The sequence below is a fragment of the Galbibacter kalidii genome, from assembly GCF_026241135.1.
Taxonomy (GTDB): Bacteria; Bacteroidota; Bacteroidia; order Flavobacteriales; family Flavobacteriaceae; genus Galbibacter.
In genome coordinates this window covers 38,717-51,506 of the sequence record NZ_JAPFGA010000008.1, presented here as the reverse complement: position 1 = coordinate 51,506, position 12,790 = coordinate 38,717, and the positions used below count along the sequence as shown (strand labels likewise).

The 12,790-nt window shown below is 41.6% G+C and carries 6 protein-coding genes; 2 read left to right on the top strand and 4 right to left on the bottom strand.

The features are described from left to right. Positions 1-19: 19 nt before the first annotated feature. Together OOZ15_RS09875 and OOZ15_RS09870 are read left to right on the top strand one after the other, a co-directional pair. Positions 20-1,135, top strand: a complete 1,116-nt coding sequence (locus OOZ15_RS09875) for an endo-1,4-beta-xylanase (RefSeq protein WP_265956235.1) — start codon at positions 20-22, stop codon at positions 1,133-1,135. Between the two features lie 102 nt (positions 1,136-1,237). Continuing rightward, positions 1,238-4,138, top strand: coding sequence for a glycosyl hydrolase 115 family protein (locus OOZ15_RS09870; protein ID WP_265956234.1), 2,901 nt, complete (start codon positions 1,238-1,240; stop codon positions 4,136-4,138). Between the two features lie 495 nt (positions 4,139-4,633). On the opposite strand, the gene OOZ15_RS09865 is transcribed toward OOZ15_RS09870, so the two are convergent. From OOZ15_RS09865 to OOZ15_RS09850, 4 genes are all read right to left on the bottom strand, one after another. Next, a complete protein-coding gene (locus OOZ15_RS09865; RefSeq protein ID WP_265956233.1) occupies positions 4,634-5,941 on the bottom strand; it encodes a glycoside hydrolase in 1,308 nt (435 codons plus the stop codon). Between the two features lie 61 nt (positions 5,942-6,002). Next, positions 6,003-7,514 carry a carbohydrate binding domain-containing protein gene (locus OOZ15_RS09860; protein WP_265956232.1) on the bottom strand — a complete coding sequence of 504 codons (1,512 nt, stop codon included), beginning with the start codon at positions 7,512-7,514 and terminating at the stop codon, positions 6,003-6,005. Between the two features lie 34 nt (positions 7,515-7,548). After that, positions 7,549-9,459 (bottom strand): RagB/SusD family nutrient uptake outer membrane protein, encoded by a 1,911-nt coding sequence (locus OOZ15_RS09855; protein WP_265956345.1) that lies wholly within the window; start codon positions 9,457-9,459, stop codon positions 7,549-7,551. Between the two features lie 19 nt (positions 9,460-9,478). Further along, a complete protein-coding gene (locus OOZ15_RS09850) occupies positions 9,479-12,598 on the bottom strand; it encodes a SusC/RagA family TonB-linked outer membrane protein (protein ID WP_265956231.1) in 3,120 nt (1,039 codons plus the stop codon). Between the last annotated feature and the right edge of the window lie 192 nt (positions 12,599-12,790).

Below are 12,790 nucleotides of genomic sequence, written 5' to 3'. Positions count from 1 at the left end.
GTCTCAATCAATCAAAGCTATGAAAATATACAAGCTAATACTACCGTTACTAGCCTTTACCTTGGCTGGATGCCCATCGCAGGGAAAAAAGAATGCTTCGGCAGAAACTGAAACTACTACTGAAAAAAAAGGACTTAAGGATTATTACGAAGACTACTTTCCAGTAGGGGTGGCTATCTATCCGCAGGCGCTCAAAGATTCTGCGATAATAGCGCTTATCACTACCCAGTTTAACAGCATGACGCCGGAGAACGTGATGAAAATGGGACCCATTCATCCCAAGGAAAATGAATACAACTGGGCGGCAGCAGATGAAATAGCCAATTTTGCAAGGGAAAACAACATGAAACTCCGTGGTCATGCCCTGGTATGGCATAATCAGGCAGGGGACTGGATCTTTATGGATGAAGATGGCAAACAAGTTTCAAAAGAAGTGTTACTGGAACGCATGAAAACCCATATTACTGAAGTAGTGACCCGTTATAAAGATGTGATCTACGCCTGGGATGTGGTCAATGAAGCTGTTTCGGATAAACCGGGGGAATTTTTAAGACCATCTCCTTGGTATGAGATCTTAGGTGAAGATTTTATCTTAAAAGCCTTTGAGTATGCCCATGAAGCTGATCCGAATATGAAATTATTCTACAACGATTATAGTGCCATCCGTCCGGAAAAACGCGATAAGATCTATAGATTGGTAAAAATGGTTCAGGATGCGGGTGTGCCTATCCACGGAGTGGGTATTCAAGGCCATGTGTCCATTTACGAACCAACCGAACAGGAACTTCGGGAGGCATTGGACAAATATGCATCGCTGGGTGTTGAAGTACAGATTACCGAGTTGGACGTTTCGGTTTATCATAAAGAACACCAACGTCGCGATCCTAAACCGGAAGATGAGAACGATGATTTCACCCCGGAACAAGAGCAAAAGCAAATAGAACAATACGATATGCTCTTCCGTGTGTTTAGGGATTACAAAAATACATTGACAGGCGTAACCTTCTGGAATATTTCCGATCGCTATTCGTGGTTGGATAATTTTCCGGTGCAAGGACGAAAGAATTATCCGCTGTTGTTTGATGAAGACTTAAAGCCTAAAAAAGCGTATTATGAAGTTATTGATTTTGAATAAAAATTTTGCGCCCCTTGCACTTCACTTTGCGAACATTGCGTTTAAGTTTAACCGCAAAGAGCGCAACGAATAAATGAAAATGATTGAGACAAAAAACATCTTATGAAATTCAATCTAAAATATGCTTTTCTTTTTGTGTTCGGTGTGATATTGTTTTCCTGTGAGGGCACCTCAAAAAAGTTTTCTTTGGAAACAGACACCACAACTTATGTGTCAACTTCTGAGATTCAGGATGGATTCCCATTGGCGACTTCAGAAGGCATCCCTCCCATTTTGGTTAGTAGTGATGATTTTTCCGGCGTAAAAAAGGTAGCGGAACATTTGCAAAATGATCTCAAAGCAATTACGGGAACTTCCCCGAAACTCCTGAATGAAATTCCGGAGCAAGCAGATCATATCATTATTGTCGGGAGTTTGGATGAAAGTCCGTTGATTAAAGAACTAATTCAATCAGGAAAAATTAAATCCGAAGCACTTCAAGATAAGTGGGAAAAACACCTCATCACAATCGTTGATAATCCTTTTGAAGGTATCGGTCAAGCCTTGGTCATTGCCGGAAGCGACAAACGTGGTACCATTTACGGCATGTACGACCTATCCGCAGAGATAGGGGTCAATCCGTGGTACTATTGGGCCGATGTGCCTATCAGCAAAAAAGAAATACTCTACGTTAAACCCGGAATTCATACCAGAGGTGAACCCAAAGTGAAATATCGCGGCATCTTTATCAACGACGAAGCCCCTGCCCTAACCGGTTGGGCCAATGAGAAATTCGATGGTTTTAATTCGCAGTTTTACGACAAGGTTTTTGAATTGATCCTGCGGATGAAAGGCAACTACCTCTGGCCGGCCATGTGGGGAAAAATGTTTTATGTAGAAGATCCGAAAAATGCCGACTTGGCCGATGAATACGGTATCGTTATGGGAACATCGCACCACGAACCGCTCACCCGTGCCCATGCGGAGTGGGAACACTTTGGTGAAGGTGAATGGGACTACAATACCAATCCTGACAGACTCGAAAAGTTCTGGCGAGAAGGTATGGAACGAAAAGGTAATACCGAAGCCCTTGTCACCGTGGGCATGCGGGGCGATGGCGATGAACCCATGACAGAAGGCACGGCTATTGAATTATTAGAGAATATCGTAAAAAAACAACGAGAGATCATAACCGAAACCACCGGAAAACCGGCTGAGGAAACCCCGCAAATGTGGGCGCTCTACAAAGAAGTACAAACTTATTACGATAAAGGGATGCAAGTCCCCGACGACGTTACCTTGCTGTTGTGCGACGACAATTGGGGGAACATCCGCAAATTACCGGAATTAGATGCATCACCTAGAAGTGGCGGCTACGGAATTTACTATCATTTTGATTATGTAGGCGGACCACGGAACTACAAATGGATTAACACCACGCAAATTGAACGTGTTTGGGAACAAATGCATTTGGCCTACCAATATGGTGTGGATAAAGTCTGGATCGTAAACGTAGGTGACATCAAACCCATGGAATTTCCCATACAGTTCTTTTTAGATTATGCCTGGAATCCGGAAGAGGTGACAGCCGACAATCTTCAGGAATATTATAAGCAATGGAGTGGAAATACTTTTGGAGATCATGCCACGGAAGCTATTGCAGACATCATGCGGAAGTACACCAAGTACAATGCCCGCAGAAAACCCGAACTTATCGATTCAGCTACCTATAGTTTAAAATATTATAAGGAAGCCGACAGGATTGTTACCGAATACAATGCATTGATAGAAAAAGCAATGGAAATCAACGAACAATTACCCGAAGAATACCAAGATGCTTATTATCAATTGGTATTGTTCCCTGTTTTAGCCAGTGCCAACGTAAATGAATTGCATATAGCAGCGGCAAAAAACCATTTGTACGCCAAACAAGGCAGGGCTTCTGCCAATTTTTATGCTGAAAGGATTAAGGAATTATTTAAAAAAGATTCACTTTTGATGGCTGAATATCACCAGCTGAACAACGGCAAGTGGAACCACATGATGAGCCAGACCCACATCGGTTATACCTATTGGCAACAACCCGAGCAGAACAATATTCCGAATACTTACACCATAGAGCTGGAGGATAAAGCCGAAAGGGGAATTGCTGTGGAGGCATCAGAAGATAATACGCTCCCAACCTTTAGTCCGTTTGGGGAAGAACGCTATTACATTGATATTTTCAACAAGGGAACACAAGCTTTCGATTTTGAAATTTCATCGGAAAACGATTGGGTACAACTTTCAAAAGAAAAAGGAAGCATCACCGATGAAGAACGTATCTGGGTATCCATCGATTGGGAAAAGGCTCCACAAGGTGAAGCTTCTTCAACCCTTATCATAAAAGGAAACGGAAAAGAACTTCCCATAACTGTAAACACCTTCAATCCTAAAACAGATGACATTAAAGGTTTTGTGGAAAGCAACGGTGTGATTGTTATTAACGCCGATCATTTTACTAGGGAAGTCCCCACCCCCAACCCCTCCCCAAAGGAGAGGGGAGTATATCAGTGGAAAGTGATAGAAAATATGGGAAAGACAGGAAATTCGGTTATTTCCTTGCCTATTGAAAAAGGACGGGTTTCGCTCAATAAAAATTCACCGAAACTCTCCTACGATGTCTATTTATTTTCCAAAGGGAAAGTAAAAGTACATGCTTATTTTTCACCAACGCTTAATTATTCAAAACGGAAATCCCTCCTTTACGGTTTGTCCTTTGACGATAACGAACCAAAGGCTGTTACTTACAACCATGATAAGATGATTGAAAACTATAGCGGCAGCGTACCCGAAAATTGGCATCAAAACGTTGCCGACAACATAAAGATAGTCACCACCGAATTCGAAATCGACCAGCTCGGGAATCACACCCTAAATTATTTTAGGATTGATGAAGGATTGGTACTCCAAAAACTGGTGATTGATTGTGGTGGGTTACAGCAGACGTATCTAGGACCGGAGGAGAGTCATAAAATTAACTGATTTATATACAGACAATTCTTAAATCCGGTTTATTATCCTTCTACCCCAAACAAACCTTCGTAGATAATATAATTGCTGAGACCCTTCCTGAATTTGAATGATTGGGTTGTTATCAGAAGCCTTATCTATACCTACAGTAAGCTAATTCGGCTACCTCCGGGTAAGCCTGTCTAACGGTACAGCCTGGCGTCGGAGCATTTTATCCCAATAGTTCGTGACACTTAGTGAGTAAACAATCAGCAATGTTTATGTGTTACAGGGGGGCTAAAGATTCCTGCCTTCGCAGGAATTCAGGAATAGACAAAAAACCGCCGCAAACTGCGACGGTTTTAAGAGCTAACTAAACTATCCTCTATGAAGAATCTATCAGATGTTTAATTTTAAAAATCTTATTGTGTTTTTATCCGTAGCTTGGATTAAAGTTTAAATGCTTCTCTATTTATGACCAAACTAGCTTCTTTCATGTACATAAATAATACACTTATTCTCAACGTATTAGTCAGTCACAAAAGTGGTGATACTATTGGGTGGCAACACATATAAAAATGCATCTATGCTTGATTCAATATCAACAGCTTCTTGAACCTCCAGGTTTTTGGAAGCACTAGTGATGTAAGGGGTAACGCTGGTGCTGTTCGTTCCAGTGATTACAAACTGCTGTTCTTTGGTTTGGTCTGATTCGTTAATGGCTACAACAACAGTTTTTCCTTCACCAGAGTATGCACTAACAGATACATCTGTTTGAGGATTTTCATCTGCATCTATTCTTTTATAACTAGGCCGAATGAATTTTGAAAAATTAGCCATTACATACCCTCGCTTTGTTACAATTCCGTTTCCCGTACCTTCTTCTCCATCCCCTATGAAACCATAATAACGTTTGCCGTACCACCATATGTAAGCACTGTATTGACCTATTACCATGCAGTTATGAATTTCTTTCCCAACCAGTAGGGCATCTGGCCATAAATTTGCACTTCTATCACTGGTTGTGTAATGCTCGGTCATCCAAAGTTCTTTTCCCTTTTCCAAAGCTAAAGGATAAGGATAATCTTGAACTTGTGTCCCGTAAATGTGTCCCCCTACAATATCAACATTAGCTGCTGCTTGCGTGTCGTTTAGCATTAAATCTGTATGCTCGTGCCTAAATTGAAATGATTCTGGAGATATGACTTTGGTATTGGTAATAAGTTGCCCATAATCCCTAACAAAATCCCGTACTTGGGCAGCTGTCCAATCACAAGACTCATAGCTCACTTGATAGTCTCCTTCATTTTGAATACCGATTGCCTCAAGAGCAGCACCATTAACTTCCATATAAGCCGCAAAATCGTTTAAATAATTTGCGTAGTCCTCATAAGAATCTGGTTTTAATGATCCACTCACCAAGTCGTTATTGGTCTTCATTTCAGCCGGTGGGCTCCATGGTGTGGCCATAATTTTAGCTCCCCTGGCTGCGGCTAGTTTTGCATGTTCCAACTCAACGCTTCTTGAAAAATCATCAGTGGCTACTCGAATTCTCAAGATAGATAGACCAATTTGCCCCTCATCTGTTCCAAATAATTTATCCATATCTGAAGCGCCAAGTGGATTATCCAGTCTAAAAACCGTTGCAGCACCAAAACCACTGATATCTTGTTCAACATCAGTCGGTGTAATTATAGAAGCATCAGATTGTAAAACTGTTGGATCTACTGGATCTGGTAGTGGTGTAGGTCCTCCGACCTCATTGGTGTCATTGCTACTACAATTGATGTTTAGAATAACAAAAATGATTGTTATTACCTGTTTAATTTCTCTCATTGTCTTATTTTAATTTCAGTATTCAATCAAAAGATTCAATATTATATTGAGTTTGGTGTTATTAATCCTCAGGTGGAGCCAAAAGACTAACATCATCAACAAAATAAACTGCATCTAGAGTAGCTCCTAGGTCCAATACAATACCAGTTTGTGTGCTATTTGCAGTAAATATCCATTCAACTTTTTGCCATTCGGTTGTTACGGTTACATCACCTTGGTATTGGGCATCCCCATTACCTGTGGTTGACATTCGTATGACACCGCCATTACCTGGACCAGGCGCAGCTTTAATCCATAAGCTTGCCGTATAATCCACTCCATCTTCGGTAGGCACGGCATCACTTGCCAATTGGGTTCTCCAAGCATCTCCTCCAAATCCAACGGCCCTAAGTGCTCTGTCACCACTCCGGACTTCATCGGCCTCTGTTGTAGCGGTCAACAAGTCGGCTCCATTGAATTTACTCCAATTGGTAAACTCATCCCCATCTCCTTCTTCAAATCCTCCATTGAGCAAGATTTCTGTAGGTTGTGGTCCGCTTAAGCCGGTAGCAACCATAGTGATATTATCTACAAAATATACCGCATTTGCTATTACGCCCAAGTCCAGAACAGCTCTTGTTTGGTCAGCGTTGGCGGTAAATACCCACTCAATTTGTTGCCACTCAGTAGTTATGTCATAATTGCCGCTGTAGAGTGCATCTGGGTTTGTGGAGAATCTAACGTTTCCTCCATCTCCGGGAGTTCCTGGTTGCGCTTTTATCAACATAAACAACGTGTATTCCACGCCAACTTGTGTGGGAACAGGATCGCTCACAAACTGAGTTCTCCAAGCATCTCCACCAACTCCCACAGCACGTAAAGCCCTGCCTGAATAGGCTTCACCATCAGCAGTAGTGGCAGTCATTCCGTCGCCTCCATTCCATTTCCCCCAATTGGTAAATTCATCTCCATCACCCAATTCCAACTGTCCATTTACAATTAAATTTTGACCCACATAAAATGTTGAAGATGGCGATGCTTCCCCGCCCGTTGTAACCACGTTGATACTGGTCGGTAAATTTTCCGCAAGACCTGAAGGAACAGTTATTATCAACTCAGTAGCTGTTGATGAAACAACGCTTGCCTCAACCTCCCCAACGGTTACCGACTGAAGATTATCCAATGATGTTCCAGTAATTTTCACTTCTTCTCCTGGTGCTGCAGCACTGGGACTTATCGCAGTAATTATAGGGAAAGGTCTTGCAACCACTCCTATATTTCGCGTGACTATGTAACCATCGGGCATTACCAAAGTAACTGTTTCATCACCAATGGCTGCTGATGAAGGTAACGTAAAAGTTAAGTTGTCTCCATCCAATTGAAAGGGAATTTGATCATTTCCTAGAAATACAAATAGAACGGCTTCAAAATTACTCCCTTGCATAGTTACTTGGTCACCAGGATAAAAATTATCGGATACAACACTAGATACAGTTACAGTAGAATTAGATAAATCGTCGTCTTCACAACTTAAAGCAAACACAATTGCAAAGACTGTTAAAAACTTACCTATGTACTTTAGAGTTTTTGACATGATTATAGTTTTTTAGTTAAGTTATATTAATTTCCTAATAACCAGGATTTTGATACGCGGCCTTTTCGGCATCAGACATATCTAAATCATCTATTTGACCTTGTGGTATTGGCCTTAAGTAATGAAAAGGCTCAATGGTCCTAGTTGTTGTTGTGGGGTTATGGTCTGCAGCATCGTTTCCTGCAATTTCATAGGAACTTGCATATTCGTTCCATTTTTGTGTGCGCACCAAATCATACCATCTCATACCTTCTCCAAAGTACTCACGGGATCGCTCTGCCAAAATATAGTCTATATTAATTACGGCAGGTGTTGCGGCCACCATGGCAGCACTATTGTCTTCAATGCGTTCTTGCTGCTCACCATTGTCAAAACGCCACATGCCAGCACGGGCACGAATGACATTTACCAAATCCCTGGCAGAAAGATTTCCAGACGCACCTTTTACAGCTGCTTCGGCGGCTATGAGGTAGAATTCTGAAAATTTAGCAATAGGAAAAGGACGTGTAAGCGCACCATTAGGCGATCCTAAACCACCCGCGTTGTCAGTGCGATATGTTCCCAGCTTCCATAGGCCTGGGTAAAATCTTCTATTGATTTCATTTAAGTTAATGACATAATCAGATCTTCCAGCAGTTTGTCCACCCCCGATATTACCGCCGTTCACGCTATAGTCAACATTTGGGTCGTAATCATCCAAGAATGAAACAACCGCATCACCAGGTGCTATTTCCAATCCATTGGCGGCGGTTAAAGTGGGTGTCTCATCACCTCCTTTGTCCCAGTTACCCCTGTAGCTCGTTACGAATGTACCATCGTAACGGGAATCCAAATCTTTTTCAGCAAAAGTTTCTGTTAATGCGCCTGTAGTTGGTGCCATACGTGTCCATGGTCTTCCATAGCTTTGCGCAGCCTCACGTTGTACCGCTGCAACACCATCAACACTAATAGTGGTGTAATTGGAGGTTACCATCCAAACCGCTGTGTTGGCACTACCGTCTGTTCCGCTAAACCCTAAATCTGCCCCATTGTAAATCTGGCTTTCTTCTGTACGATCTGCATACAACATCATTTCCTCATGACGATCGTTTGTGGCAACATGAACATCGTAAAAATAATCAAGCAAACCATAAGGCCCTGGGTTATTGATGCCTTGAACGGCCACATCATAAGCTTGTTGAAAATAATATGCAGCACCATTGCCATCGGGATCAGTTCTTGGCGCTTCTGGATATGTAGGAATACCATTGGGGTTTTCCAGCCACCATCCGTATGTTAAATACGCTTTAGCCAAAAACAACCGGGCCGCATTCTTGGTCACCGCCCCGGTTAACCGTGGATTTTCTGGCAAATCATTAACCGCAGCAATCAAATCAGGAAAAATGGCTTTGGTATACACCTCAGGTACCGTATTGCGTACTGAGGTTCTAACGGCAGAACTGTTAAAAGCCAATTCCCCGGAACCTAAATCCAATGGTACACCGCCATAGGTTTGCACCAACAAGAAATAGTTGAAAGCACGGAAAAATTGGGCCTCTGCGATTAGCGCTTCGTCCAGACCAACAGCAGCTGCATTTTCAATAATTCCATTAGCCGTGTTAATAGCGGGAAAGGCGTTGCCCCAAGGTCTACCGATTGAAAAACCACTATCGGAACTTAAATTGCCCTCTCCGGCAAGGTCCAAATCAAAAAAGTTGTTATCGGCACTTTGGGCAGCACAGTATTCATCTGTTCCCGTTTCACCCAAGTTTAAAAAATAGGCGAACCCATATACGTTTCTTAAATTTTGGTACAAGTATGTCAAACCACCTTGAACACCAAGTTCAGTTGAGAAAAACTCAGGAGTGAACACACCTCTTGGTTCCTCTTCTATAATGTCTTTTGTACAAGATCCTGTAAACAATGCAATCGATAAGATTGCTATTGATATACTTTTTCTTTTCATCTTTCTCATTATTATTTTTTTAAAATGTTACGTTTAATCCTAGCATAAAATTTCTCGTTGTCGGAACATTGGTACCAACAGTCGGTATTCCTCTGGAAACACTACCCGTATTAACAGCTACGTTTTGTCGAGTACCATCAGCATTAACACCAGAGTTAGTTTCTGGATCTAGACCAGATTCGTCATGAAATGGTGAAAATAACACAAAGGGGTTCTGTACAGTGGCATAGAGGCGAAGGTTTTTAAACCAAGAATCCCTAATCAAATCTTGATCAAAATTATAGCCCAAAGTCAGTGCACGTACCTTTAAATATGAGCCGTCAAAATAGCCTAAGGTACTTCCGTATTTTGGGTTATCACCACTTTGTATACCTCCAGGAGCAGGATATTTGGCATCGGTATTGGTTGGTGTCCAATAATCCACGGCAACGTTGTTTCTTCTACCCGTCAGTAAATTCAGATAGCCACTTGACGAATATAACGTACTTACAAGGATACCACCGCTTTGGAAAGCCCCCACCATACTCAAATCAAAATTTTTGTAGGCTAAACGTGTATTAAAACCACCTAGAAAATCAGGAGTTGGATCCTGTATAATTCTGTCGTCAGGACCTATAGCTCTAGTTGGTGAACCATCCTCATTGAAATCGCCAGTATATCTTACTTTGATCATACCGGCATTACCCCCTGGTTCCAATATATCCAAGTATTGGAAATCTGGGTCGGATTCATTCCAGAGCCCGATTCGTTCTTGATCATAAATGACATTGATTGGCGAGCCAACAAACCAAAGATTCCCCTCGTCATTATCTTGGCCAGAGGCCAATGAGGTAATTTCATTTCTATTGGTGTACACGTTAACTCCAACATCCCAGGAAAATCCATCGGGATTGTCAAAAATGGTACCGTTGAGGGCTATTTCAAGACCTTTATTCTCGGTATTGCCAATATTGCTGGTTACGCTACCTACACCTGCAGTGCTTGGAAGTCCAAGACCCAATAAAATATCATTGGTTTTGGTAATATAGTATTCCACACTACCCGATAAACGGTTATTGAACAATCCAAAATCAAGACCGTAGTTATAGGTCTCTGAAAACTCCCATCCCAAGTTTGGGTTGGGCAGTTGATTCACAAAATAACCTGTTGCAAAGGTACCTCCATAATTATAGTTGACCTGACCTAATCTACCTTGAACTGAATAAGGTGCTATGGCTTGGTTTGAGGTTTCACCATAACCTGCCCGTAGTTTGAGCAGATTTACCCAATCCACATTTTCCATAAAGACTTCATTGCCTATGTTCCACCCTACGGACACGGCTGGATACGTAACCCATTTACGACCGGGAGCCAATCTGGATGAACCGTCGGAACGCACCGTTGCGGTAAGTAGATAGCGGTTGTCGAACTGATATAACACCCGGGCCATATACGATAACAATCCAGTGGCGGAATAGCCGGTTCCATACCTTGTAACATCTTCAGAAAGTGCTGCATCAAGGTTATACCATAAAGAGCTTTCGTCGGGAATATTTTGAGCAGCAAGCCCTATATTGTCAAATTCAGTATTTTGTGAAGAGAACAGTCCAACAAAATTTACCTGATGTTTACCAAATGTCTTATCATAAATTAATTGATTTTCAATCACATAATCTTTTTGGATCGAGGAATCATAACTTGCAGAGGAAGGGTTGATCGGGTTATAATTAAATACACCTTGCCCCGTGAAGTTGCCATCCCTTGATGTCCGATAGTTTAAACCAAGGTTAAGACGGTATTTCAAACCATCGACCCAAGGTATTTGCAGTTCACCATAGATGTTGTTATATGTACCAAAGTCGAGCTGCTCGTTTACCCTGCCTTTCCCGATTCGACTAATTTCATTCCTGGTTGGGATCCATTGGTCATCAGCTTGTGTTTGAAGACGGACGGATTCAAGAAAATTCCCGTCAGCGTCATAAGGACTAAGAAGGGGAGATCCAGCCAGTGTTCCGTAGATACCAATAACACTGCTCGTTTTGTTAAAATTGGTTACAGAATTCAAACCAAAACGAAACAACTTACCCACATTTTGATCGATCTGCGCCCTCAAGGAATATCTATCAAAAGAATCTCCGGGAACCACAGAAGTTTCTTTAAAATACCCCAAACCTACATTGTAAGAGCCGTTTTCGGTACCGCCCTGAACATTAATATCATGTGCGGTTTGCAGGCCCGTACCATATAGTAGATCCTGCCAGTCTGTATCATTGCCCAAATATTCATCACCCGCCAAACCAAAAATAGGAGTTCCACCATTATTGGCTGCAACATCAGCGCGCAATTGTATAAGCTGGGCCGCATTCATCATAGGAAATTTCGCAAATACTTCTTTTGCAGCATAATAAGTATTGTAAGTGATCGTGGCCTTCTGTCCTTTGGTTCCAGATTTTGTCGTTATCAAGATAACACCGTTTGCCCCTCTTGATCCATATATGGCCGTGGCGGATGCATCTTTTAGTATATCAAGACTTTCAATGTCATTTGGATTGATATCACTAAGCCCACCGGAAAAGGGGATACCGTTGAGAACTATCAACGGATTATTGTCTGCTGAAAGCGAACGCGTACCACGTATGCGTATTTGCGGTGCAGCTCCGGGTCTTGTGCTGGTTGTGGAAATTTTAACACCAGCAGCTCTACCCTGAAGTGCTTGTTGGAAGTTGGCTGATTGTACCTCATTTAAATTGTCACCTTTAATGGAAACTACCGAACCAGTTACAGATTCCTTGTTTTGTGTACCATATCCCACAACAACCACTTCTGCCAGTTCTTCTGTGTCCTGTGTCATGGTCACGTTAATTTGTGTCCTTCCGTTTACAGCTAGTCTTTGGGTGGTAAACCCGACATAACTAAACTCTATGGTTGCATCAGATGGTACATTACTCAAAGTGTAAGCTCCATCAAAATCGGTTGTCGTACCTTGATTAGCACCACTTACCACTACAGTTACTCCCGGCAGAGGGCCTGTTTCATCGGTAACCGTACCGGAAACATTTATGTTTTGTGCATGTAGCGTATAGCCCATCGCAAAAAACAAAAGAAGCATAAGGAACTTCTTGCCATTGATTTTGGTCTTAATCAGCAATTGATGAGTCATTTTGTTGATTTTTTAATTAATTAGTTTATTGATTATTTATTTCACTCAAAAACACCTAAAATATTTTTGAGATGATAAATATATTATAATTATTTAAATAGCGCAATCGATTGCGTTAAAAATTAAAAATTTTTAACATATCAATAAAATAAAAAAGAGGGGATGTTTTAATAAAAAATTGATTATTAATAT

Excerpts from the sequence above, each read along its gene's own strand:
- OOZ15_RS09855 (WP_265956345.1), bottom strand. The coding sequence starts at position 9,459 with ATGAAAAGAAAAAGTATATCAATAGCAATCTTATCGATTGCATTGTTT.
- OOZ15_RS09875 (WP_265956235.1), top strand. The coding sequence starts at position 20 with ATGAAAATATACAAGCTAATACTACCGTTACTAGCCTTTACCTTGGCT.
- OOZ15_RS09865 (WP_265956233.1), bottom strand. The coding sequence starts at position 5,941 with ATGAGAGAAATTAAACAGGTAATAACAATCATTTTTGTTATTCTAAAC.
- OOZ15_RS09870 (WP_265956234.1), top strand. The coding sequence starts at position 1,238 with ATGAAATTCAATCTAAAATATGCTTTTCTTTTTGTGTTCGGTGTGATA.
- OOZ15_RS09860 (WP_265956232.1), bottom strand. The coding sequence starts at position 7,514 with ATGTCAAAAACTCTAAAGTACATAGGTAAGTTTTTAACAGTCTTTGCA.
- OOZ15_RS09850 (WP_265956231.1), bottom strand. The coding sequence starts at position 12,598 with ATGACTCATCAATTGCTGATTAAGACCAAAATCAATGGCAAGAAGTTC.